Origin of the sequence: Salipiger marinus (assembly GCF_035481585.1) — a bacterium.
GTDB lineage: Bacteria > Pseudomonadota > Alphaproteobacteria > Rhodobacterales > Rhodobacteraceae > Salipiger > Salipiger marinus.
Map to the genome: position 1 here is coordinate 83,749 of NZ_JAYKSL010000007.1, position 24,807 is coordinate 108,555.

The following is a 24,807-nucleotide window of genomic DNA, read 5'->3' on the forward strand; positions in this document are numbered from 1 at the left end:
GCCCTGCGCCCGGCCTTACCGCAGGGCGGCGCTGCCCCGGATCAGCGCGCTGGCGCGTTCGGCCACCATCATGACCGGCGCGTTGATATTGCCGGAGGTGATGTTGGGAAAGACCGAGGCATCAACCACCCGCAGCCCGCGCAGGCCATGCACGCGCAGTTCGGCATCCACCACCGAGTCCGCCGCATCCGGCCCCATCCGGCAGGTGCCGCACAGGTGATAGATCGACCCGCCCTGCTCGCGCAGATGCGACAGCAGCTGCGCGTCGCTCTCGCAGCCGGGGCCGGGCGTCACCTCCTCCACCGTGACCGCCCGCAGCGCCGGGGCCTGCATGAACCGGCGGATCAGGCGGCTCGCCTCGATCACCTCGCGCCGGTCGCGCTCCGTCGCCAGATAGTTGGGGCGGATCAGCGGCGCCGCTGCCGGATCGGCAGAGGCCAGCGTCACCCGCCCCCGGCTGTCCGGACGGCAGGAATTGAAGGCCAGCAGGAAGCCCGGATAGGGCTCCGGCTCCAGCCGCGCCTTGGGATTGGCCGGAATGCGATAGGACATCGGATTGAAATAAAGCTGGATGTTCGGCACGCCCTCGGCGGAGTCGGTGCGGAAAAAGCCCCCCGCCTGATTGACGCTCAGCGCCAGCGGCCCGCTGCGGGTCAGGACATAGCGCATCCCGGCCCAGAGCTTGCCCCACCACGGGCGCAATTCGTCATTCAGCGTCGGCACGCTGGAGCGGTAATAGAAGCTGGCACAAAGGTGGTCCTGCAGATTGGCGCCGACCGCAGGCAGCGCCGCGCGCACCGCAATGCCCTGCGCGGCCAGATCATCCGGATCGCCAATGCCCGACAGCATCAGGATCTTGGGCGACCCGATCGCCCCCGCCGACAGGATCACCTCGCGCCGCGCCTTGAGTGTTTCGACTCCGTCAGACGAGCGGAGTTCCACGCCAGTCACCTGTCCGCTGTCGTCGATCACCAGCCGCGTGACCTCGACCTTCAGGCGCAGGGTCAGATTGGCGCGGGACAAAGCCGGGGTCAGATAGGTCTTGGAGCTGGACTGCCGCTTGCCCGCCGCGATATTGGTCTCGTAAATCCCGGCACCTTCGAACTGCGCGCCGTTGAAATCATCGGAGACCGGCAGCTGCAATTCGCGCGCGGCGGCCAGAAACCGGTCGCAGATCGGATGTGTCTTGCCCTTCATCGGGGTGATGCCGACCGGGCCCTCTGCCGAATGCCAGTCGGTATTGCCCGCCGGGTGGTGTTCCAGCCTGCGGAACCATGGCAGCACGTCGTCAAAGCCCCAGCCCGGATTGCCCGCCGCCGCCCAGTCGTCAAAATCGCGGCACTGTCCGCGCACCCAGATCATCGCATTGATGGACCCGGACCCGCCCTGCACCTTGCCGCGCGGCGCGTATATGCGCCGCCCCGCCATTTCCGGCTCCGGTTCAGAGGAATACATCCAGTTGGTTTCGGGGTTGAAGTAATTGCGCGCATAGCCTGCGGGCATGTCGAACCAGAAAGACCGGTCCGATCCGCCCGCTTCCAGCAGCAGGACGCGGGTTGCCGGATCCTCGCTCAGCCGCGCGGCAAGCAGGGATCCGGCGGATCCGGCCCCGACGATGATGTAATCGTAATCCATGCTCAGGCCTTTTCGGGCGGCTCTTTCCACGAGGTATCGGACTGCGCCTTGAAATCATGGGGCGTGTCCCACATCGCGAGATGCAGCTTTTTATCGGAATAGGGCGAATGGGCCGCGATCACCTCCTTGTTCAGGGTGATGCCAAGCCCGGGCCGGTCGGAGGGAATGATCCAGCCATCCTGCCATGTCAGCCCCTCCTCCAGCACCTCGGCATGGAAGCCGTCCCAGCGGCGGATGCTTTCCTGAATCAGGAAATTCGGCGTGGCGGTGGCCAGTTGCACGCTGGCCGCAGCGCCGACCGGCCCGTTGTAAAGATGCGGCGCGATCTGCGCATAATGCACCTCTGCCAGCGCCGCGACCTTTTTGCCCTCCAGAATGCCGCCGACGCGGCCCAGATTCATCTGCAGGATCGACGCGCCATTGTGGCGCAGCAGGTCGTGGAATTCGTATTTCGTGGTCAGCCGTTCACCCGCCGCAATCGGAATCGTGGTGTGATCGGCAACGCGGCCCATGGCCTCGCTCTGGCCCGGCGGCACCGGCTCTTCGAACCAGAGCGGATCATAGGCTTCAAGCCGCCGTGCCAGCCGGATCGCCCCCGACACGGTCATCTGGCCATGGGTGCCGAACAGCAGATCGCAGCGGTTGCCCACCGCCTCGCGGATCCGCCGGCAGAAGGTTTCGGACCGCTCCATATCCTCCAGCGACAGCTGATGCCCGGAATAGGCCGTATAGGGCCCGGCGGGGTCGAATTTCAGCGCGGTGAAGCCCTGTTCCATGTAGTCCAGCGCGCAGTCGATGCTGAGGTCGAGATTGTTGTAATCATGCTCGCCGCGGGCGTTCTTGGGATAAAGATAGCTGTAGCACCGCAGCCGGTCATGCACCTTGCCGCCGATCAGCTCATAGACCGGCTTGCCCGCCGCCTTACCGATGATGTCCCAGCAGGCCATTTCCAGCCCCGACACGATGCCCATCATGGTCAGATCCGGGCGCTGGGTGAATCCGCTGGAATAGGCGCGGCGGAAGAATTTCTCGACGTGATGCGGATCCTCGCCCCTGAGCAGGCGTTCGAACACGTCCTCGATCGCGGGCACCATGACCTTCGGGTGGAAGGTCGCGGCATAGACCTCGCCCACGCCCTCGATTCCGTCTTCGGTGCGCAGGCTGACAAAAATCCAGTACATGCCGCCGATATGGGGCGGCGGCACCGCGACGATATAGGTTTCGCAGGATACGAGTTTCATGCTGATCTCCCTCTCACCAGCTCTGGATCACAAGGCGGGTCTGGGTGAAATCCAGCATGCCATGCTTGCCGTCATCCCCCCCCAGCCCCGAGCGTTTCCAGCCCGCGTGATATCCCTGATAGGGATCGGCGGGCGTGCGGTTGACATAGACTTCGCCCGCTTCGATGTTGTTGGCCACTTGCATCGCGGTGCGGTAATTTTCGGTATAGATCACCGAAGACAGGCCGAACTGATGGTCATTCGCCATCTCCAGCGCATCGGCGGTGGTGGCATAGCCAAGCACCGGCAGGACCGGGCCGAACACTTCTTCCTGAACGATTTCCATATCCTGACGGCACTGCGTCAGCAGGGTCGCCGGATAGAACCAGCCCGGACCTTCGGGAATGAACCCGCCGGTTTCCAGCTTGGCGCCGTCATCAATGGCGCGCTGCACCATCTGGTGAATGTTCAGCCGGGAATTGGCGTTGATCAGCGGCCCCATGGCCGAAGGCTGGCGCATCCGGTCTCCAAAATCCCGCGCCGCCATATGCCCGCGCAGCAGATCCACAAAGCGGTCATGCACGCTCTCCTGCACATAGACCCGTTCCACCGCGGTGCAAAGCTGGCCGCAATGCGTGGTGCGCGAGGCGACAATGGCGGCGGCGGCCTTGTCTAGATCGGCATCTGCCTCAATGATCGCGGGGGTCTTGCCGCCCAGTTCCAGCGAGGATTTGGCGATGTTCACCTGACTGTATTCCAGCACCTTGCGGCCCGCGCCAACGCTGCCGGTCAGGGTGATCATCCCGACTTTCGGATGGGTGCAGACGGTCTGCGCAATCTGGTGGGTCATGGCGAGGATATTGATGGCGCCTTCCGGAAAGCCGCAGTCACGCACCGCACGCGCCAGTTCCAGCGCCGATCCGGGGGTATTGTTCGAAGGCCGCGCCACCACCGTATTGCCGGTAATCAGCGCAGGCGCGATTTTCCGCATCAGCGTATAGATCGGGTAATTGAACGGGATCAGCGCCACGACCACGCCAATCGGTTCGCGCTGCAGAAGCAGTGTCTCGTCCGGGCTGTCGGAGGGCAGGATTTCACCTTCGATCCGGCGCGCCCATTCGGCGTGATAGCGGGTCAGTTCGGCGGCATAGAAGACTTCGGCGGTGGCATCTTCAAGACTTTTGCCCGATTCCAGCGCCAGAACCTCGCCGATCTTGGCGCGGCGCGCCTCCAGCATGTCGGCGAGGGCGCGCAGATGGCCCGCGCGTTCGATGCTGGTCAGCCTGCGCCAGCCGCGCTGCGCATGGGCGGCGGCATCGACCCCGGCGCGGGCTTCGGCGGCGGTGGCGGCGGTCACATGGGCGATCTGCGCCCCCGTCGCCGGATTGACCACTGCGATCAGTTCCTCGCCATCCGAGGTCAGAAACTGGTTGTTGATGAAGTTGCGATCGATCCGCATCGCGGCCCCTCCGGCAGGTTTCGGGCTGGACCTGAGGGCGGAGGCGGTAAACTGTCAACGAATTTCCATAACAGGAATTATTATTCCAGATATGGAAATCTTATGCGATAGACAGCCCGGATCAGCAGCAGGACCATCCATGACAGAGCAGGACAAAACCGCCGCCCCGGCCATCGACGCCTCCGTCGCCATCCTCGAGGTGCTGTCAGCCGCGTCATGGCCGCTGCAGCTGTCCGAGATCTGCGACCGCACCGGCCTTGCGCAGGCCAGCGCGCACCGGATCGTCAACGCGATGCTGCATCACCGGCTGATCGCGCTCGCCCCCGGGCGGCGCAAGACCTATGTGCTGGGCTCGCGGCTGTTCCAGCTGTCCTCGGCGATCTATGCGCGCCAGCCTTTCGTGCCGCATTTCTACCCCATCGCCGAAATCCTGAAGAACGAGATCCACCGCTCGATCTTCCTCAGCCTGCCGGTGGGCAATCAGGTGGTGATCCTTGCCCGGCTCGACGCCCCGGCCAGCCAGACCTTCAGCGCCTATGTGGGGCGCACCATGCCCATGCACCTGTCGGCCTCGGGCAAGGCCATTCTGGCGGCCCGCCCGCTGGAGGACCAACTGAGCTATCTGCGCGACGAGGGGCTGGCGGCCCCCGGTGTCGCCGCCGAACTGCCCGCGCTGGCCAGCGACCTGCAGCGGTCCGCCCGGCTTGGCTATGCGATCAGCCTCAACGAGATCCAGCAGGATGTCGGCTGCGTGGCGGCCCCGGTGGTGAACGGGCGGGGCGAGCCGGTGGCGGCGATCAGCGCCTGCTTCACCGGCGAGGCGCTGACGGTGCAGAGCGCGCGGGTCTATTCCAAGAACGTGGTGCAGGCGGCGCGGCAGCTTTCCTCGCATATCCTCTGACACAAAATCCGGGCTTGGGCCGGGGTCATTCCTTTTTGGAATGACCTTTGCACAATAGTCGTTTGTCCCGCAGGCTCAAATCGCCTTTTCTGCGGGCATCGAGGGGGGAGCCCGATTCATGACACCGCACGAGACGGCAACGCGCGAGGAGCGCGACACCATCGGCATGCTTGCCGTTCCGGCAGAGGCCGTGTTCGGCATCCAGACGCAGCGTGCCGTCCAGCTTTATCCGCTGGCGGGGCAGGGCCGGTTTTGCGACTATCCGGCGCTGCTGACCGCCATGCTGCATGTCAAGGCGGCGGCGGCGCAGGTCAATGTGGAAACCGGCGCGCTTGATCCTGCCATGGGCGCGGCGCTTCAGGCCGCCGCGCAGGAACTGCTGGCGGCACCCCGCCCCGAGGCCTTTCCGGTGCATGCCGTCCATGGCGGCGGCGGCATCTCGTTCAACATGAACCTGAACGAGGTTCTGGCCAATCTGGCGAACCGCGCGGGGTTTGGCGCGGCCTATGGCAGCTATGCCCCGATCCATCCCAATGACCACGCGAACCTGAACCATTCGACCGCCGACTGCCTGTCCACCGCCTGCCACATCGCAGCACGCCACGTCTTTGCCGGGCTTGCCGCCGAGGTGGAGGGGCTTGCCGCCGATCTGGACCGGCTGGGCGCCGAATGGGCGCCGCTGCGCAAGCTGGCGCGGACCTGCCTGCAGGATGCGGTGGATATCGGCTTTGCGGAGTATCTGGGCGGGGTCTCTGCCACGCTCCGTTTCCATCTGGACCGGGCGACGCGGGATGCCGACGCGCTGCGCGAGGTGTCGATGGGCGGCACGATCATCGGCCGGGCCGAAGACTGCGACCCCGCCTTTTTTGCCCGCATCCTGCCGGTGCTGAACGATCATCTGGCCGCAGCGGGCCTGCCTGCGGATCTGGTCCGCACCGGCAACCTGTTTGCCGCCAGTCAGGCGCATGACCGGCTGCTGGCGCTTGGCGCCACGCTCGACCAGCTGGCGCGCATGCTGATCCGCTTTGCCAAGGATCTGCGGCTGATGGCCTCCGGCCCTCATGGCGGGCTGTCGGAACTTCGCCTGCCCGCGATGCAGCCCGGATCCTCCGCCATTCCCGGCAAGGTCAACCCGACCCTGCCCGAATTCATGGCGCAATGCGGCATGATCGCGGTGGGGCACGGCGCGGCGATGGCCATGACGCAGGACCATGGCGAGATGGATTACAACCCGTGGGAAGCGGTGGTGATCGTCAGCCTGCTGGACATGATCGCGGTTCTGGACAGCGGCATCGCCACGCTCCGGCGCAACTGCGTGCAGGGCATGCGGCCCGACATCGCGCGCAACCAAGACAACGCCACCAGCCTGCTGCCCTCGCTGATCCGGCTCAAGCAGCTGAAAGGCTACAGCTATTCCGCGCAGGTGGCCAAAGACGCCGCCGGTGACCTTGACCTCGTGCGCCGCAAACTCGCCGAGGCCGAAGGCCGCTGACCCCCGAAACATTCTCTCCATTCCCGAAGGCGACCATGAAAGACATGCTGCAGGACACGGATCTTGACTGGGCCACGCGCTGGCTCGCATCAGCCAAGACACAGTATATCAACGGCGACTGGGTGCCGGGGGCAGGGGCCGCGTGGCAGGTGAAAAACCCCGCCACCGGCCAGACCCTGTGCCAGATCGCGCTGGCCGATGCCGACCAGATCGAGACGGCGGCCCAAGCCGCGCATCGCTGCCACCAGAGCGGGGTCTGGAGCCGCAAGACCTCGCGCAAGGCCCGTGCCGACCAGCTGCTGGCCATCGCCCGGCTGATCCGCGACCACGCCCCCCGGCTGGCGCTGCTGGAGAGCCTTGCCAATGGGAAGACCTATCTTGAGGCGCTGAATGACGACATCTTCACCTGCGCCGAGATCTTTGAATATTACGCAGGCTGGACCGACAAGTTCTATGGCGAGGTCTCGCCGGTCGAGGACGGTTTCCTGAATTTCACCACCAAGGATCCGGTGGGCGTCTGCGCGCTGATCGCGCCGTGGAATTATCCGCTCTATCAGGCCAGCCTGAAAATCGCCCCCGCCCTCGCCATGGGCAATACCGTGGTGATGAAGCCTTCGGAATATACCCCGCTGGCCACGCTGCATCTGTTTGAACTGATCGACCGCGACCTGGATCTGCCCAAGGGTCTGCTGAATCTCGTGCTCTGCGATGGCGAGGCCGCCAACCAGCTGACGCTGAGCCGCAATGTCCACAAGGTGTCCTTCACCGGCTCCACCGGGGTCGGGCGGCGCATCGTGCAGAATTCCGGCCAGTCGAACCTGAAAGCCGTGACGCTGGAACTGGGGGGCAAGTCGCCCTGCATCTTTTTCGAGGACACGCCCGATCTCGACGCCGCGATCGACCGCGCCTTTTATGTGATGTTTTCGCAGAAGGGCGAAAAATGCTCCGAACCGACGCGGTTCCTGATCCAGAAGGGCATCTATGACCATGTTCTGGAAAAGCTGATCGCCAAAGCCGACGCGGTGCGCTGCGGCGATCCGCTGCTGGCCAGCACCGAACAGGGCGCGCAGTGCAACGAGGCGCAGTTCCGGCGCATTCTGGACTATATCGAGATCGGCAAGACCGAGGCCGAACTGGTGGCCGGGGGCATGGCCGATACCAGCGGCGACAATGCCAAGGGCCTGTTCATCCGCCCGACGATCTTTTCCAACGTGCCGAATTCCGCGCGCATCGCGCAGGAAGAGATCTTTGGCCCGGTGCTGTCCTGCACGCCCTTCGCCACCGCCGACGAAGCGGTCTCGCTGGCCAATGACACCGCCTATGGCCTCGCCGCCGGGGTCTATACCGGCAATGTCAGCCTCGCGCACCGGATGGCCGAACGGCTTGAGGCCGGGATGGTCTTTGTCAACCGCTATGGCTGTTACGGGCTGTCCGCGCCGTTCGGCGGTTTCAAGGAAAGCGGCTGGGGCAAGGAAATGGCGATCCATTCGCTGTCGTCCTACACCAAGACCAAAGGCGTCTGGGTGCATTACGGCGACTGACCGCAGCGCGCATCACCCCGGGGCTGACCTCTCCGGCGATCATGTGAACCACATCTTCGAGAGACTGAACAAATGCAATATACCCGTCTTGGCCGCTCCGGCCTCAAGGTCTCGCGGCTTTGCCTCGGCACGATGAACATGGGGTCGAAATCCTGGAAGCCGTGGATTTTCGACGAGGCCGAAGCCGAGCCGATCATCGGCCATGCGCTGGACCATGGCGTCAACTTCATCGACCTTGCCGATTTCTATTCCGCCGGTGCCGGGGAAGAGATCGTCTGCAACGTGCTGCGCCGTCTGGCCCGGCGCGACGAACTGGTGCTGACCACAAAGCTTGGCTATCCGATCGGCGGGGGCGTGAACAACAGCGGCCATAGCCGCAAACATGTGTTCGACGCGCTGGAAGGGTCGCTGACCCGGATGAAGAGCGATTATGTCGACATCTACATGCTGCATTATTTCGACACGGAAACCCCGATCGAAGAAACCATGGACGCGCTGAACGATGTCGTGCGGCAGGGCAAGGCGCGCTATGTCGGCGTGTCGACCATGTATACATGGCAGTTCGCCAAGATCCTCGCCGCCTGTGACCGCAACGGCTGGGCGCGTCCGATCAACATGCAGCTGCAGCTCAACGCCGCCTATCGCGAGGAAGAGCGCGAGATGATCCCGTTCTGCATGGATCAGGGCATCGGCGTGTCGGTGTTCAGCCCGCTGGCGCGCGGCATCCTGACCAGCGACATGTCCTCGATCCGCAACAAGACCGATTTCTTCACCGCCGAGATGTATAATGACGCGGCCTCGCGCGATGTGGCGATGTCGGTGGCCCGCGTGGCGGAGGCGCGCGGCCTCACCCCCGCGCAGGTCGCGCAGGCCTGGGTGCTGCGCAAGCCGGAGATTTCCGCGATGCTGGTCGGGGCCGATACCCGCGCGCAGGTCGACAGCGCGCTGGCCGCGCTGACCACCGATCTGGATGCCGAAGAGGTTTTCGAGATCGAGCGGAATTATACCCCCTGCGATCCGATCAACGACTACACCGCCGGAAAGCGCATTCCGCGCGCGCCGCGTCCGGCGGCGGGCCGCTTTGCCACCGGGCTCGACGCCGTGGCCTGACCAGACCGCAGGCGCGGCGGGGGAGGTCCGCCGCGCCCGCACGGACGGCATCACATACACGACAGACCAAGGGAGATGAGGATGGATGAGTTCAAGACACTGAGCGGCACGCCGCTGCACCCGCAGGCAAAAGCCCTGCAGCAGCGCTTTGCCACGGGCGGGATCGACCGCCGCGGCTTTCTGCGCGGCATGGCATGGCTGGGGGTCGCCGTAGGCGCCGCAGGCGCGGCCCCGGGACTGCTGCACGCGCAAGAAACGCCGAAATCCGGCGGCAGGCTGCGCTTTGCCTGCCAGATTCAGGAAATCACCGATCCGATGATGGCGACATGGATCGAATCCTCCAACCTCTTCCGCAACTGTCTGGAATTCCTGACCTTCGTCGACGAGAACAACATCACCCATCCCTATCTGGCGAAAAGCTGGACGGCTTCGGACGATCTGACCGTCTGGGATTTTGACCTCGACGAACGCGCCACATGGTCGAATGGCGATGCTTTCCTGCCGGAAGACGTGATCTTCAACATCGAACGCTGGATCGCGCCGGACTCGCAATCCTCCAACAAGAGCGCGTTCGAGGCGATCACCAAGGTGGAAAAGACCGGCGATCATGCGGTCCGCATCACCCTGTCGCGGCCCGTGGCCTCGCTGCCCGAACAGCTTTATTCCCACACCTGCGCCATCGCGCATCGCGGCTTTTCCGGCAACTGGGCGGAAAACCCGGTGGGCACGGGCCCGTTCTCGCTGGTCAATCACGAGGTGGGCCGTCAGGCCATCTTCCGCAAGCGCGAGGATTACTGGGGCCAGCCCGCCTATCTGGACGAGCTGCAATATATCGACCTTGGCGCCGACATCACCACCCATCTTGCCGCGCTGTCGAGCGGGCAAGTGGACGTGCTGTATCGCGCGACCATTGCCGAATATGACCTGATGCAGTCGCTGCCCAATATCCAGATCCTGACCGGCAAGGCCGCCCATACTCTGGCGATCCGCATGCAGGTGGATCAGGCGCCGTTTGACGACATCCGGGTGCGCAAGGCGGTGCAGCTGGCCGCCGACAATGCGCAGATGCTGGCCATCGCCTATCGCGGCGAGGGGGATCTGGGCGCGAATTACCACGTGTCGCAGGTGCAGGCCGATTACGCGCCGGTGGAGGCGATTGGCCGCGATGTTGCCGCCGCCAAGGCGCTTCTGGCCGAGGCGGGTTATCCCGACGGGCTCGATCTGGAGCTGACGCTGGGCAACACCCAAGGCAAATGGGAACAGGACACCGCACAGGTGCTGCAGCAGAATCTGGCCGAAGCCGGAATCCGGCTGAAGCTGAACGTGCTGCCCGCGTCGCAATACTGGCCGATCTGGGACAAGGTGCCCTTTGGCGTCACCTACTGGGCGCACCGCCCCTTGGGCACGATGACGCTGGATCTGGCCTATCGCTCCGGCGGGGCATGGAATGAAAGCCATTACGCCAATCCCGCCTTCGACGCCGCGCTGAACAAGGCCATGGCGCTGGTCGATCCCGAGCAGCGCCGCGCCGCCATGACCGAGGTGGAGACCATCCTGCGCGACGATGCCGTGCTGGTGCAGCCCTACTGGCCGAACCGCTTTTCGGCGGCAGCGCCGAACGTGCGCGGCTTCGTGCTGCATCCGTCGGATTTCTTCCGCATGGATGGCGTCTGGCTCGCGTAAGGGCAGCCATCACAGGGGCCGGGCCTGCGCGCCCGGCCCCCGCAGACGCGCAGGGGAGCGCGTCCGGACCAACAAGAGGGGGGAGTTCCAGTGTCACTGGGCAGTTTTCTGATGCGAAAGACCGCGATCGCGGTCGCCACGATGGTGGCGGTCTCGTTCCTGATCTTTCTGGCACTCGAGGTGAACATCGAGGAGGTCGCGGTCAAGGTTCTGGGCCAGTATTCCACCGCCGAGCAGCGCGCGGCATGGCTGACCCAGAACGGCTATGACGATCCGTTCCTCATCCGCTATCTGCGCTGGCTCATGAATTTTGTCACCGGCGACTGGGGGCAGTCCACCTATTTCCGCGCCCCGGTGATGGAGATGATCCTGCCGCGCCTTGCCGCCTCGGCGGTGCTGGCGGGGGGCGCGCTGCTGGTCATCGTGGTCTTTGGCCTCAGCCTTGGCGTGCTGGCCGGGATGCGCCCCGGTTCGCTGCTGGACCGGGTGATCTCTGTCATCTCGGTGGTGACCACCTCCATCCCCGATTTTGCCTCTGCCGTCTTCCTGTCGGGGATTTTCGTGTTCTGGCTGGGGCTGCTGCCCGGCGCCAGCACCATGATCTCGGGCTTTTCGCTGCGCGAACTGATCCTGCCGGTCGCGGTGCTTGGGCTTTATTCCATGGGCTATCTGGCGCGGGTCACCCGGGCGTCGATGGTGGACGTGATGGGCACCCATTACATCCGCACCGCCCGGCTCAAGGGCGCCAGCCTGTCGCGCATCGTGCTGCGCCACGCGCTGCGCAACGCGCTCATCACCCCGGTGACCGTCATCATGCTGCAGCTGCCATGGTTGCTGTCGGGCGTGATCGTGGTCGAGGTGTTCTATGCCTACAAGGGCTTCGGCACGCTGCTTTATGACGCCGCGCTCAATCAGGACATCTATCTGATCGAAGCCTGCGCCATGATCTCTGTCCTTGTCGTCGTGGTCAGCCAGATCCTGTCCGATCTGATCTATGGCTGGCTCAACCCCCGCATCGACCTGGGAGCCAAGGCATGAAGGCGCTGTCCCGCTATCTTGCAACGCCGCTGGTCCTGATCGGTGGTCTGCTGTCCTTTGGCTGGCTGCTGGTCGCCATCCTTGCGCCGCTCATCGCCCCCTATGATCCGCTGCAGACGATCCAGCCGCTGATGCGCCCGCTCAACAGCGGACCCAATGGCGAATTCTTCCTGCTGGGCACCGACATGCTGGGCCGCGACATCTTCTCCCGGCTGATCTGGGGCGCGCAGACCGTGGTGATCTATTCCACGCTGGCCACGCTGACCGCCTATGTCTTCGGGCTCAGCCTCGGGCTGGTCGCGGGCTATGCGGGCGGGCGCACCGATGCCGTGCTGTGCTATCTGGCCAATGTCGTGCTCAGCTTTCCGGTGCTGGTGCTTTACATCGTCATCATCGTGGTGATCGGCGCCTCGCCGCTGAACATCGTGATCGCGGTCACCTTCTCTTCGGCGCCCGCCATCTTCCGGATCGTGCGCGCCATCACCATCGACGTGGCCAGCCGCGATTTCGTCAAGGCGGCGATCACGCAGGGCGAAAGCACGCTGCGCATCCTTTTTGTCGACATCCTGCCCAACACCACCGGGCCGCTTGCCGTCGATTTCTGCCTGCGGCTGGGATATACCGCCATCACCATCGGCACCTTGGGCTTTCTGGGGCTGGGTCTGCCGCCGCCGACCCCGGACTGGGGCGGCATGGTCAACGAAGGCCGGGGCATGGCCATCGCCTTTCCGCATCTGGTGATCTTCCCCTGTATCGCGATTTCCTCGCTGACGCTGGGCCTGAGCCTGCTGGCGGACGGTCTGCGCGAAGTCAACGACGCCAAGGAGCGCCAGGCATGAGTGATCCCATGACCCACCCCCTGCTGCAGATCCGCAACCTGTCGGTCTCCCTGCCGAAAGGCGCTGACCGGCCCTTTGCGGTGCGCGACGTGACGCTGGAGGTGAAACCGGCGGAAATCCTCTGCATCGTCGGGGAATCCGGATCCGGCAAGTCGGTGCTGACCGCCACGCTGATGGGCGCCGCCCCCAAGGGGCTGAAGGTGGCATCGGGCCACGCGATGATGGGCGGGCGGGATCTGCTGCAGCTGTCGGAACGGCAGTGGCAGAAGATCCGGGGCCGCGAGATCGGCATGATCTTTCAGGAGCCCATGGCCTCGCTCAACCCGGCGCTGACCGTGACCCAGCAGATCGAGGAAGTGTTCGAACTGCATTCCGACCTGTCAAAGACCGACCGCGCCCGCGAGGCGCGGCGGCTGGCGGACGAGATGCACCTGCCCGATCCCGACCGCATCCTGCACGCCTATCCGCACCAGCTGTCCGGCGGCCAGTGCCAGCGGGTGGTGATCGCCATGGCGCTGGCGATGAGCCCCAAGCTGCTGATCGCCGACGAACCCACCACCGCGCTGGATGTGACCACGCAGGCGCAGGTGCTGAAGCTGATCCGCGACCTGCGCGACAGCCACGGCCATGGCATCATCTTCATCACCCATGATCTGGGCGTGGTGGCCGACATCGCCGACCGGATCGCGGTGATGCGGCATGGCGAGATCGTCGAACTGGGCAGCGCCGAACAGGTGCTGAAATCGCCCCGGCACGCCTATACCAAGGCGCTGATCGCGGCGGTGCCCAGCCTTGTGCCGCATGACCGCCCCGCGCCCGACAGCGTGGCCCCCGCGCTGGAGGTCAGCCATCTGAACCACAGTTACGGCGCGGTGCAGGTGCTGCATGACATCAGCCTGTCGGTGGCGCCGGGGCAGGTTCTGTCCATCGTCGGCGAAAGCGGGTCGGGCAAATCCACCATCGCCAAGACCCTGATCCGGCTCATTGACCCCAGCTCCGGGCGCATCGCCGTCGCCGGAGAGGACATTCTGGCGGCGGAAGGACAGGCCCTGCGCGGCATGCGGCGCCGGGTGCAGATGATCTTTCAGGATCCGTTCGGCTCGCTCAACCCGCGCCGCCGGGTCGGGCCGATGATCGCCCGCGCCGCCGTCCTGTCGGGCGCCAGCCGCAGCGAGGCGGTGGCCCGCGCCAAGGAGCTTCTGGAACTGGTCGGGCTTGATCGCAGCGCCTATGACCGCCGCCCCGCCGCGTTTTCCGGCGGCCAGCGCCAGCGCATCGGCATTGCCCGGGCGCTGGCCATGCGGCCCGACGTGCTGATCGCCGATGAAAGCGTGTCGGCGCTGGATGTCTCCGTGCAGGCGCAGGTGCTGGATCTGCTGGCGGATCTGCGCAAGCGGCTGTCGCTTGCGGTGGTCTTCATCACCCATGACCTGCGCGTGGCCGCCCAGATCAGCGACGAGATCGTGGTGCTGAGCAAGGGGCATGTGGTGGAACGCGGCCCGGCGAGCGAGGTGCTGGCGCGGCCCCGCCACCCCTATACCCGCGACCTGATCGACGCGGCCCCCGGTCGCGACGCGTTCTAGGCGCGGGCGCCCCGGGCCTTGACGGCAGACCGGCGCAGGCACAAGGTTCCGGGGTCTTCCGAAGGGAAGGCCCCGCGTTCCCGTGCAAAGGCTGCTGCCTCTCTCATGCCCTCCTCCCCGACCCTGACCTCGCTGCGGGCCTTTGCCACGGTCGGCCAGTGCCTGAGCTTTACCGAAGGGGCGCACCGGCTGGGCGTGACGCAAAGCGCGGTCAGCCGCCAGATCCGGCAGCTGGAAAGCACGCTTGATCTGCCGCTGTTCCGCCGCATCGGCAATTCCATCGAACTGACCGAGGCCGGGGCGGTGCTGCATGAACGCCTCGCCGAGGCGTTCGACATCATGGACGAGGCGGTGATGGAAGCGCGGGCCACCGTGCCGCGCCAGAAGCTGACGCTGCTGGCACCGCCGACCTTTTCCGCCCGCTGGCTGTCGCGGCATCTGGTGTCGTTCCGGCAGCGCTTTCCCGATCTGGATCTGTCCCTGCATCTGAGTGCCGATGACAACGTGCGGGTGGATTGCGTGATCCGCTTCGGGGCCGATCCGCGCGACCGTCATGTGTCGACGCGGCTGATGGTCGAACAGCATATCGCCGTCTGCGCCCCCGATCTCTGGGCCGATCCCGACCGGCTGCGGCAGAGCTGCCTTCTGTATGTGCTGGACCGCGCGCTGCGGCTGCCGACATGGGACAACTGGTTCGCCTCCACCCAGCATGACCGTCGCGACCTGCCGGAAAACGCGATGGAATTCGCCACGCTGGACATGGTCACGCAGGCGGCGGTGTCCGGGGCGGGGCTGGCCGTGATCGACCGCAACATGATCGAACCGGAGCTGCAGTCCGGGGCGCTGATCCAGATCGATCCGGTGGTGGTCACCGGCCCCTATGGCTACTGGCTGGACATCTCCACCGAACGGCTGGCGCGCAGCCGGGTGGTGCATTTCGCCCGCTGGCTGCAGCAGCTGGCCGGGGCGGGGCAGGGGCGTCCGCTGGGCAGTCACGCGCCGTGACCCCCCGCAGCGGCGGGGGGCCAAGCTGTCCGTCCTGTCATTCCGCCGCAACAGGACGCGCGGCACGGTCAAGCCTGCCCGACAGCCGGGTCAGCCCAAGGCCCAGCACGACCACCGCAGCGCCCAGATAGGGCGTGGCGGCAAGGCCGAGGCTTTCCACCGCAATCCCGCCCGCCCATGCGCCAAACGCGATGCCAAGATTGAAGGCGCCGATATTCAGGCCCGAGGCCACATCCACCGCGTCGGGCGCCACCTCGCGCGCGATCTGCACGGTATAGGCCTGCAGCGGCGGCACGTTGGCGAAGGCGAAGCCGCCCCAGACGGCGATCACCGCGATGGCGGCAAGGGGCGAGGTCAGCACCGCGCCAAGCGCCAGAAGCACCACCGACAGGCCCAGAAAGATCACGCTCAGCGCCGGGATCGCGCCGATCCGGTCGGCAAGCCTGCCGCCGATGATATTGCCCGCCGCCACCGAGGCGCCATAAAGCAGGATCACAAGGCTGACCGCGCCAGTTCCAAGACCGGTGACATCGGTCAGCATCGGCGCAAGATAGGTGAAGGCGATGAAATTGCCGCCATAGCCGACCGCCGTGATCAGATAGACCAGCAGCAGCCGGGGCGAGGTCAGCACCCGCGCCTGATCGCGCAGCGTCGGGGGCGGGCCCTGCGTCAGGTTGGACGGCACCAGCCGGGCCGAGGCCAGCAGCCCGATCAGCCCCAGCACGACCACGCCCAGAAAGGTGGACTGCCAGCCGAAGGTCTGGCCGATCCATGTGCCAAGCGGCACGCCGGTGACCAGCGCCACCGTCAGGCCCAGAAACACCAGCGCGATGGCCGAGCTTTCCTTTTCCCGGGGCACAAGGCTGGTGGCGATGGTCGAGGCGATGGCGAAGAACACGCCATGCGCAAGCCCGGTCAGGAAGCGCGCGGCGACAAGGCTGCCATAGCCGGGGGCAAAGGCGGCAAAGGCGTTTCCGGCGACAAACAGCACCAGCAGCGACAGCAGCAGCGTCTTGCGCGGCAGCCCGCCCGCCAGCGCGGTCAGCACCGGCGCGCCGATGGTGACGCCAAGGGCATAAAGGCTGACCAGCAGCCCGGCAGAGGGCAGCGACACGCCCAGATCGGCGGCGATGGTGGGAAGCAGGCCGACAATCACGAACTCGGTCGTGCCGACGGCAAAGGCGCTGATGGTCAGCGCCCAAAGAGCAAGGGGCATCAAGGCATCTCCTGTTGCGACGAATGCCGGGAAGATGCCTTCGGACAGGCTTTGCGTGAACAGACAGCTTGACAAAGGGTCGTTGCGCCAGACGCACGACTGGCCCGGCGCGGCCCCTGTTGCAAGGCTCAGCCCTGCTCGCGCGGGCGGGTGCGGTCCAGGTCCGGGCTGATCGGAATGACCTCCGCGTCATTCCCCTGCGGCAGGCGGAATGGCCCGTTGATCCAGCGGGCTGCCTTCCAGTCCGCCTTGGCCTGCCCGATCCGGTCCTTGGAGGAGGAGATGAAGGTCCACCAGATATAGCGCGGCCCGGTCATCGTCGCCCCGCCCGCGCTGCCCCCTTCTGCCTTGGTCGGCAGAGCCTGCCGCCGCGAGAGGACCGCGGCGCCGCAGCCTCGCGCCGGGGCCTGTGCCGTCCTGCCGGATCCCCCGTGTCCGGCAGGTGGCAGGCCCCGGCGGTCATCCGGTCAGCAGCCCGGCCAGAGCCACAAGCTCCGCCTGCCGGATCTCGTGGCCGCCGTCATGCACCGCGCTGGTGACCTCGGCGCCCTGATCGGCGAACCAGCGCAGCAGCCGTTCGCTCTGCGGCCACGGGCAGATCGGATCGCGGCGCCCGGCGCTGACCAGCACGCGGCGGCCCGTCAGATCCACCGGGGCGGGCTGCCACGGCACCAGCGGGTGCAGCAGGCCCACGCGGTCAAAAAGCTGCGGCTCAGCCATCACCACCGAGGCCAGAATGTTGGCGCCATTGGAATAGCCGAAGCCATAGACCGGCACACCGGGATGCGCTGCCTTCTGCGCCGCGACAAACCCGGCCATCCGGTCGGTGCGCCGCGCCAGATCGGCCATGTCATAGACGCCTTCGCCGGTGCGCCGGAAGAACCGGGCAGCGCCGCCTTCGGACACGTCCCCGCGCGGCGAGACGATGCCCGCGCCGGGATGGATCTGCCGGACAAGGTCAAAGAACTGATTTTCGTCGCCGCCAGTGCCGTGAAAGGCAAAGATCAGCGGTGCCCCCGCATCGGGGGCACGCATGCGGGCATGATAGCTCAGGCTCATGGCTCAGGCTCCGAGCGCAGGCAAAAGATCCTCGATCCGGTCGCGGAACGGCTCGTACCGCGTCGGCAGCTTCAGCGCCTGCCCAAGCCGGGCGGTGTCCTCGTCGCGGTCGAAGCCCGGCTCGTTGGTGGCGATCTCGAACAGCACGCCGCCGGGGGTGCGGAAATAGATCGCCCAGAAATAATCCCGGTCGATCACCGGCGTCACCTGATAGCCGGTGGCCAGAAGCGCCTCGCGCACCCGGGCCTGTGCCGCGCGATCTTCCACCGCGAAGGCGATGTGATGCACCGATCCCGCGCCCTGCGCCGCAGTCTGCCCGCCCGCCACGGTTTCCAGATCGATCGTGTCGGCGGCATTGCCGCCCTCGATCCGGTAGCGGGTCACGGCCCCGTCGGTCTCGTCCTTCTGATAGCCCATGAAGCTCAGCAGTTCCGCCGTGGCAGCGCTGTCGCGCAGCCGCATCCGGGCGCCATGAAAGCCAAGGATGCCTGCATCCTGCGGCACATCGGCCCCGGTCCAAGCCGTTCGTCCGCGCGCGGCGCTTTCCACCAGCGCGAAGCTGTCGCCATCGGGTCCGGCAAAGCCAAGGCGGGCTTCGCCAAGGAAGCTGCCTTCGGACAGCCCCCTGACGCCGCTCCGGGCCAGCCGCTCCTTCCAGAAGCCAAGCGCGCCTTCGGGGACCGCAAATTCCGTCACCCCGACCTCACCGGTGCCACGGCGCCCGCGCGGCATGTCGCCGAAGGGGAAATAGGTCATCACCGATCCGGGCGTGCCGATCTCGTCGCCGTAATACAGGTGATACACCTCCGGCGCGTCGAAATTGACCGTCTTCTTCACCCGCCGCAGACCCAGCGTGTCGGTGAAGAAGCGGTTGTTGGTCGCTGCATCCGCCGCCATCGAGGTTACGTGGTGCAGACCTTTGATATCCTTGATCATCTTTGTCTCCATCAAGACGTCATTCCTGTTGAGAGCAAGGTAGGCGCAAAGATCATTTTTAAGAATAGAAACTGCATGGCATTTACTGTTGCGTTGAATGATAACAATATGCCCCCATGCAGACCATGAAACCGATCCGGGTCTTCCTGACCGTGGTGGCGCAGGGCAGCTTTGCCGGGGCGGCCCGCCGCCTGCGGATGACGCCCGCCTCCATCACGCGGATCATCGCGCAGCTGGAGGCCGATCTGGGCCAGCAGCTGCTGCTGCGCACCACGCGGCAGGTGTCGCTGACCGGCGCCGGGGCCATGGTCGCGGCGCGCTACCGCCCGGTGATCGAGGAATTCGACCGGGTCACGGAGGAGGTCACCCGCACCACCCGGCCCGATCGCGGGCGGCTTGCGATCAACGCGCCCATGTCGTTTGGCATGCGGCTGATGCCCGGGCTGGTGGCCAGCTTCCGGCTCGCCTATCCCAACATCGCGCTGGACGTGCACCTGACCGACGCGCTTGTCGATATTCTGGATGCCAGCTGCGATCTGGCGATCCGGATTTCCGACCCTCCGGGGGACAAATCGACCATCTGGCGCCGGATCTGCCATGTGCCACGGCAGGTGGTGGCGGCGCCCGCCCTTTTCGACCGCATCGCCCGCCCGGCCCATCCCGGCGACCTGCAGCCCGACCAGTGCCTGTCCTATGGCCACAAGGGCAGCGCCGAGATCTGGACCTTTACCCGTGGGGGGATGCGGCGCACGGTGCGGGCGGGCACCGACGTGGTGTCGAACAACGGCGAATTCCTGTATGCGCTGGCGCTGTCGGGCAATGGCATGGTCAATCTTCCGGATTTCCTTGTGCGGGACGGGCTGGACCGGGGCACGGTCGACATCGTGCTGCCCGACTGGCAGATCCCGCCGCTGAACCTGATGCTGTATTATCCGCCGTATGAAAAGCTGCCGCCGCTGGTCGAGACCTTCACCGAATTCTTCGAGGCCTATATCCGCGATCTGGACAGTTTCGATTTCGGCACCGGCGGCTGAGCGCGGCGGGCGGCACCGGTCCGGGGCTTTTCGCGCGGGGCGGGTCCGGCTAGACTGAAGCGCGAGAAGGCAGACAGGCGAGGGGTCTTTGCGTCACATGCACGACTTGCCGCAGACCCGCGATCTGGCCGCCTTTGTCGCGGTGGTCGAAGATGGCGGCTTTGCCGAAGCCGGGCGGCGGCTTGGCGTGGCGCCCTCGACGCTGAGCCGGACGGTGACCCGGCTGGAGCGGATGCTGGGCGTGACGCTGCTGCGCCGGTCGACCCGGATGATCGAACTGACCCCGGAAGGGCGCGAGCTTCTGCAGGCGGCGCAGGACATCGTGGCCCGCACGGAGGGGCTGTTCGACCTTGCCACCGGCAGCCGCGCGCCGCGCGGCCCGCTGCGGATCAACGCGCCGGTGTCGTTCATGCTGCATGTCCTCGGGCCGCGGCTGGCGGAGTTTCACGCAGCCTACCCCAAGGTCGAGGTCACGCTCGACATGACCGACCGCATGGTCGACCTGATCGACAGCCATGCCGATGTGGCGATCCGCTTCGGCACGCTCTCAGACAGCGACATGCTGCGGCGGCGTCTTGGCGTGACCTCGTGGCATCTGGTGGCCGCCCCCGCCTATCTGGCGGCGCAGGGCCTGCCGGGGCGGCCCGAGGATCTGGCGCGGCTGGAACAGGTGCGCTTCACCACCCCGGACCATATCAACCAGCTGCGCTTCCGCGGCCTGAGCCAGCCCGTGACGGTGCCCGCCGCCGCCTATGCCGAAAACGGCGAGGCGGTGCGCAGCCTCGTGCTGGGCGGCATGGGGGTGGCGCGGTTTTCGGAGTTCATGGTGGCGGAGGATCTGGCCAGCGGACGGCTGGTGGAGCTGTTCGCGGGGAAGCTCGACGTGCCGCCGCTGGACATCACCGCACTGTTCCTGACCCGCACTTCGGGTCTGCGGCGGCTTGCCGTGTTCCTCGACTGGCTCGAAGAGGTGCTGGCCCCGGCCGCGCCCGTGCCCTGACCGGACAGGTCATCATTGCCGAACCGGACGTGCTTGCCGGCGGAAAGACGGTGGATGTCAAGTGTGTCTTTGGAAATGTCGATGCCGATGGTATCGTGAATTTCCTATCTTCTCTTGTGCTTGGCGTACGGGGCAATGTCTTTCGCATCCCCCACCTTTCCGTTCAGCACATGCGAAAGGCGGGGGCGATCCAACTTCTGACCGGTCCTTGGGAATCTCTATCCTTTCGACCCGTCTCCGCCGCTCTCCGCCATATGTGAGGTGGCGGAGAGCGGCTCCCGTATCGCACCAAAGCTGGGAAGATTTTTGGGACAACCAACCTGATCGCAATTGGCTCGCCGCTCAGAGCTGACGGCGGAGGAAAAAATCCCGGGGCAAGTCAACGGCTCCGCGGAATAAGAGCCGTGTCGGGACCGCTAGGTGACAGCCGACCGATTGTAAAAGGATGCGCCCGTTGCTCCAAATCGCCATCCGCGTCACACTCGTGCAGCAACTGGGAGGCAGGCATGACCGCATCACTCTGGGACTTCTCTCTGGGCTTCTATCAGGATACCGCGACGCAGGCTGCCTGCCTGGACTGGCAGGACAGGCTGGGCGGCGACGTGAACGTGCTGCTCTACCATCTGTTCCTCGCATCGCAGGGGGTCATTTTAACCCCGCAGGACAGTGCCCGCAGCGACGCGGCGGTGGCACGGTGGCGCGACGAGGTGGTGGAGCCTTTGCGCGCGCTGCGCCGCAGGCTCAAGGCCGTGTCACTTGGCCCGGTGCCAGACCGGCAGGAACGATTCCGCGACGAGGTGAAGCGGCTAGAGCTAGGAGCGGAGAAGGTCGTGCAGGAGGTGCTGGACGCCCTGCCCCGCCCTCGGGGTCGACAGCCTGACTGCGCGAAGGCGGCAGAGCACAACTTGGCTGTGCTTGCCGCCTCTCTGGGCGTCGCGCCGGAGGATCCGGCGCTGGCGCCGCTGCTGGCCCGGTTCCGGGCCATCTCCGGCTGATCAGCCGGCGGGGTTCTTGCCCCCTTGAGTCTGCTTGCGCGGAACCAGCCAGAGCCAGAGCAGCATCGCGGTCACAAGAAAGGCAGCGAGGCTGATCGGGCGGGTGAAGAACACGGTGAAATCCATATCGCTGACGGTGAGCGCGTTGCGCAGGTTCTTTTCGAGGATCGGGCCCAGGACGATGCCGAGGACCGCCGGGGCGGTCGGAAAGCCCAAGCGCACCATCAGATAGCCGATCGCCCCGAAGATCAGCACAAGCCGCACATCAAATGCATTGTTGTGGATCGAAAACGCCCCCGCCGTTGCCATCATGCAGATGGTGGGCACCATGATCCCCGGCGGAATGCGCAGCACGCTGGCGGCCATGCGGCGGGCTGACAGGCCGATGGCGACCATGAACACGTTGGACACGAACAGGAGAAGCAGGATGGACACGAACAGATCACCGTTCTGCTGGATCAGGAACGGCCCGGTATGGACGCCCTGGATCATCAGCGCCCCGATCAGGACCGCCGTCACCGGATCGCCCGGGATGCCCAAGGTCAGCAGCGGCACCAGCGCGCCGCCGGTGACCGCGTTGTTCGACACCTCGCAGGAAATTACGCCCTTGATCTCGCCTTTGCCGAAACGGTCGCCGGGCTTGGCGGTGCGCAGCGCGTCGCTGTAGCTGATCCACGACGCGACCGCGGGGCCGGTGCCGGGCAGCACTCCGATCAGACTGCCGATCAGCGCAGATTTGAAGGCCAGCCAGCGGTTGCGCCAGATCTCGCCTAGAACCTCGATCTGTGACGCGCGGCGCTGGGTGGGCAGGATCACCTGATCGTCGCTCCCGTCGCGGCACAGCAGCAGCATCTGCGCGATGGCGAACAGGCCGATCAGTGCGATGATGACCGGAATGCCTGCCATCAGGTTCGGCTCGCCGAACATGAAACGGCCCACCCCCGACACGGGGTCCAGACCCACGGTGCTGGCGAGAATGCCGATCAGAGCCGCCGCCATCCCCTTGACCATCGACCCGCGTGAGATTCCCGCCACGCAGACGATGCCCACAAGAGCAAAGGCGAAATATTCCACCGAGGTGAAGCTGAGCGCCACCTTGGCCAGCAGCGGCGCTACGCTGAGCAGCAGCAGCAACGAGAACAGCCCGCCCACGAAAGAGCACAGGATCGCCGTGACCAGCGCCTTATCACTTTCACCTGCCCGCGCCATGGCGAAGCCGTCCAGTGCCGTTGCCGCGGAACTGGGGGTGCCCGGCGTATTGATGAGGATGGCCGGGATCGAGCCAGCGAAATAGCCCGAACAGTAGATGCCCAGCAGCAACGCCATCGAAGAGGTGGGGCCCATGGCATAGGTCACCGGCAGGAACAGCGCGATGGCAGAGGGTGCGGTCAACCCGGGTGCTGCCCCGAAGATCATGCCGATCACTGAGCCTACGAAGACGAAAGTGATGACCCACGGGTCGGCAACATTGCTAAGCCCCTGCATCACGTCGGAAAACTGGATCAGATCCATGTCGGAAGCACCACTTTGAAGCCATGCGCGAAGGTCAGAAACAGCACAGCTGAGACCACCACGGGATAGAGCGCCAGCAGCAGCGGGCGGCGGATGCCGAAGACCAGCATCGTGACGAGCGTGAAGGCCCAGGCAGCGACGCGGAAGTCGATGAGGTCAAACCACCACAGCTCGAGGGCCAGCATCAGGCCGACGATGGCGGTGCGCTGGTCCAGCAACAGGGGCATCCGGCCCTCTGACCGCAGGCCCCGGACCAGCAGGATCACTCCGCAGAGTCCCAGCCCCGCGGCGCAGACCATGGGAAAGAAGCTGGGGGCCAGCGTACCGCCTGCAGCCCCCGAGCCCATGCCAAGCGACATGAGCATGACCCCAGCGGCCAGCGCTGCCAGTGCAACGCCCGAGATCGTATCCTGGTGACGCAAGTTCATGATAATCTCCTCCCGCAGTTACGGGACGGGACCGGCGACCCGACCGGGCCGCCGGATGCCGTCTCAGTTGGCCAGCAGCCCGATCTTGTCGAGCACGGGCCGGATGCCCTCTTTTTCTTCCTCGACCTGTGCGCGCATGGCGTCCGGGTCCAGATAGGCGGGGTTGAAATAGAACTCCTCAAGCCGCTGGCGGAACTCCTCGCCCTCGACCAGTTCAGCCACGGCACTGGAGACAGTGGCAACCGCCTCTTCTGGCACCCCGGCAGGCGCCACGATGCCGAACCACTGCGAACGCAGATAATCGAAGCCCTGCTCCTTGTAGGTTGGCACCTCCGGCAGGAAGGGCCAGCGGTCGCCTGCGGCCAGACCCAGCACGCGGATGTCACTTTCGCCGCTCTCGCTGAACATGGCCGGGAAGTTGGAGCCGCCGCCGGTCAGGAAATCGACCTCGCCGGACAGGAGCTTCACCATCCCCTCCTGATTGGAGTCGGAATTGACAAAGGTCGCTTCAACGCCCTGCTGGTCAAGGAACACCGCCATGGCCAGATGCGGCCCCGAGGCGACCCCGGAGCCGGAATAGGTCAGACGTTCGGATTTCAGCGCTTCGACAAGATCGCCAAGGCTTTGCCACGGGCTGTCAGCCCGCACCGCCACGCCGGACGGAATCTCGACCACGCGGGCGATCATCTGGAAGCTGTCGGAATCATACCCAGTTTCCGACATCAGCGGCCGCGCGGCCAGAGTGGAGTCCGATCCGATGGCGATCGTATAGCCATCTGCGCGGGTCCGCGCGAGATTGGCAAGCCCCACGGCTCCGCCCGCGCCGGGCTGGTTGACCACGACGACCGGCTGGCCCAGCTTTTCCTCCAGCGGTGCCGCGATCAGCCGTGCCACCTGATCGGTTGCTCCGCCTTGCGCGAACGGAACGATCATGTGTACGGGCTTGGTGGGGTAATCCTGGGCCAGCGCGGGCCCTGCGCTTAGCAGGGCCATGGCGGCGGCCCCCGTCTTGAGCAAATCTCTCCTGCGGATCATGTCAGTCCTCCCATGAATGATGATGTTGGTGATGGTCCGCCTTCTTCCGGGCGGATTGCCGGAGGCAGCCATTGGCTGCCCCTCCG

The 24,807-nt window shown here is 65.7% G+C and carries 22 protein-coding genes; 12 read left to right on the top strand and 10 right to left on the bottom strand.

Going from position 1 to position 24,807, the window contains the following annotated elements; genetic code table 11:
- Positions 1-15: 15 nt before the first annotated feature.
- From VK682_RS11175 to aldA, 3 genes are read right to left on the bottom strand one after another with little or no spacing between them, the layout of a single operon-like run.
- Entirely contained in the window at positions 16-1,635 is a 1,620-nt protein-coding gene (locus VK682_RS11175; RefSeq protein WP_324781840.1) for a GMC family oxidoreductase, read from the bottom strand.
- A gap of 2 nt (positions 1,636-1,637) precedes the next feature.
- Positions 1,638-2,876, bottom strand: coding sequence for a mandelate racemase/muconate lactonizing enzyme family protein (locus VK682_RS11180; RefSeq protein ID WP_324781841.1), 1,239 nt, complete (start codon positions 2,874-2,876; stop codon positions 1,638-1,640).
- Positions 2,877-2,889: 13 nt separating this feature from the next.
- Positions 2,890-4,314, bottom strand: coding sequence for an aldehyde dehydrogenase (gene aldA / locus VK682_RS11185; protein WP_324781842.1), 1,425 nt, complete (start codon positions 4,312-4,314; stop codon positions 2,890-2,892).
- A gap of 139 nt (positions 4,315-4,453) precedes the next feature.
- On the opposite strand from aldA, the gene VK682_RS11190 reads away from it, so the two are divergent.
- From VK682_RS11190 to VK682_RS11230, 9 genes are all read left to right on the top strand, one after another.
- A complete protein-coding gene (locus tag VK682_RS11190) occupies positions 4,454-5,215 on the top strand; it encodes an IclR family transcriptional regulator (protein ID WP_089849552.1) in 762 nt (253 codons plus the stop codon).
- A gap of 118 nt (positions 5,216-5,333) precedes the next feature.
- Positions 5,334-6,707, top strand: a complete 1,374-nt coding sequence (locus VK682_RS11195; RefSeq protein WP_324781843.1) for a lyase family protein — start codon at positions 5,334-5,336, stop codon at positions 6,705-6,707.
- 35 nt (positions 6,708-6,742) lie between these two features.
- Positions 6,743-8,248: an aldehyde dehydrogenase family protein gene (locus VK682_RS11200; RefSeq protein ID WP_089849555.1), complete on the top strand. Its 1,506-nt coding sequence runs from the start codon at positions 6,743-6,745 to the stop codon at positions 8,246-8,248.
- Positions 8,249-8,320: 72 nt separating this feature from the next.
- On the top strand, positions 8,321-9,358 hold the full coding sequence (locus tag VK682_RS11205; RefSeq protein ID WP_324781845.1) for an aldo/keto reductase: 1,038 nt from the start codon (positions 8,321-8,323) through the stop codon (positions 9,356-9,358).
- An 81-nt stretch (positions 9,359-9,439) separates the two neighbouring features.
- On the top strand, positions 9,440-11,041 hold the full coding sequence (locus VK682_RS11210) for an ABC transporter substrate-binding protein (protein WP_324781846.1): 1,602 nt from the start codon (positions 9,440-9,442) through the stop codon (positions 11,039-11,041).
- A gap of 111 nt (positions 11,042-11,152) precedes the next feature.
- Complete coding sequence (locus VK682_RS11215) at positions 11,153-12,079, top strand: ABC transporter permease (protein WP_324781847.1); 927 nt, start codon at positions 11,153-11,155, stop codon at positions 12,077-12,079.
- Positions 12,076-12,918, top strand: coding sequence for an ABC transporter permease (locus tag VK682_RS11220; protein ID WP_324781848.1), 843 nt, complete (start codon positions 12,076-12,078; stop codon positions 12,916-12,918). Before VK682_RS11215 ends, VK682_RS11220 begins: the two co-directional genes overlap by 4 nt.
- Positions 12,915-14,501, top strand: coding sequence for a dipeptide ABC transporter ATP-binding protein (locus VK682_RS11225; protein ID WP_324781849.1), 1,587 nt, complete (start codon positions 12,915-12,917; stop codon positions 14,499-14,501). Before VK682_RS11220 ends, VK682_RS11225 begins: the two co-directional genes overlap by 4 nt.
- A 105-nt stretch (positions 14,502-14,606) precedes the next feature.
- Positions 14,607-15,506, top strand: coding sequence for a LysR substrate-binding domain-containing protein (locus VK682_RS11230; protein WP_089849564.1), 900 nt, complete (start codon positions 14,607-14,609; stop codon positions 15,504-15,506).
- 37 nt (positions 15,507-15,543) lie between these two features.
- On the opposite strand, the gene VK682_RS11235 is transcribed toward VK682_RS11230, so the two are convergent.
- The 4 genes from VK682_RS11235 to VK682_RS11250 all read right to left on the bottom strand — a co-directional run bounded on the left by VK682_RS11235 (position 15,544) and on the right by VK682_RS11250 (position 18,717).
- The gene (locus VK682_RS11235) at positions 15,544-16,722 is read right to left on the bottom strand and encodes an MFS transporter (RefSeq protein WP_324781850.1); all 1,179 of its coding nucleotides are present in this window, start codon (positions 16,720-16,722) and stop codon (positions 15,544-15,546) included.
- Positions 16,723-16,850: 128 nt separating this feature from the next.
- Entirely contained in the window at positions 16,851-17,039 is a 189-nt protein-coding gene (locus VK682_RS11240; protein ID WP_324781851.1) for a pirin-like C-terminal cupin domain-containing protein, read from the bottom strand.
- A gap of 142 nt (positions 17,040-17,181) precedes the next feature.
- Positions 17,182-17,781 carry an alpha/beta hydrolase gene (locus VK682_RS11245; protein ID WP_324781852.1) on the bottom strand — a complete coding sequence of 200 codons (600 nt, stop codon included), beginning with the start codon at positions 17,779-17,781 and terminating at the stop codon, positions 17,182-17,184.
- Positions 17,782-17,784: 3 nt separating this feature from the next.
- On the bottom strand, positions 17,785-18,717 hold the full coding sequence (locus VK682_RS11250; protein ID WP_324781853.1) for a VOC family protein: 933 nt from the start codon (positions 18,715-18,717) through the stop codon (positions 17,785-17,787).
- Between the two features lie 116 nt (positions 18,718-18,833).
- On the opposite strand from VK682_RS11250, the gene VK682_RS11255 reads away from it, so the two are divergent.
- The 3 genes from VK682_RS11255 to VK682_RS11265 all read left to right on the top strand — a co-directional run bounded on the left by VK682_RS11255 (position 18,834) and on the right by VK682_RS11265 (position 21,746).
- Positions 18,834-19,751 (top strand): LysR family transcriptional regulator, encoded by a 918-nt coding sequence (locus tag VK682_RS11255; protein ID WP_324781854.1) that lies wholly within the window; start codon positions 18,834-18,836, stop codon positions 19,749-19,751.
- A 97-nt stretch (positions 19,752-19,848) separates the two neighbouring features.
- The gene (locus VK682_RS11260; RefSeq protein WP_324781855.1) at positions 19,849-20,751 is read left to right on the top strand and encodes a LysR family transcriptional regulator; all 903 of its coding nucleotides are present in this window, start codon (positions 19,849-19,851) and stop codon (positions 20,749-20,751) included.
- Positions 20,752-21,257: 506 nt separating this feature from the next.
- Complete coding sequence (locus VK682_RS11265; protein WP_324781856.1) at positions 21,258-21,746, top strand: TIGR02444 family protein; 489 nt, start codon at positions 21,258-21,260, stop codon at positions 21,744-21,746.
- Here the strand turns inward: VK682_RS11265 and VK682_RS11270 are convergent, their stop codons facing one another.
- The 3 genes from VK682_RS11270 to VK682_RS11280 form a co-directional block, all read right to left on the bottom strand.
- Positions 21,747-23,258, bottom strand: a complete 1,512-nt coding sequence (locus tag VK682_RS11270) for a tripartite tricarboxylate transporter permease (protein ID WP_324781857.1) — start codon at positions 23,256-23,258, stop codon at positions 21,747-21,749.
- The gene (locus tag VK682_RS11275; protein ID WP_324781858.1) at positions 23,249-23,686 is read right to left on the bottom strand and encodes a tripartite tricarboxylate transporter TctB family protein; all 438 of its coding nucleotides are present in this window, start codon (positions 23,684-23,686) and stop codon (positions 23,249-23,251) included. Before VK682_RS11275 ends, VK682_RS11270 begins: the two co-directional genes overlap by 10 nt.
- Before the next feature lie 63 nt (positions 23,687-23,749).
- A complete protein-coding gene (locus VK682_RS11280) occupies positions 23,750-24,721 on the bottom strand; it encodes a Bug family tripartite tricarboxylate transporter substrate binding protein (RefSeq protein ID WP_324781859.1) in 972 nt (323 codons plus the stop codon).
- Positions 24,722-24,807 lie beyond the last annotated feature (86 nt).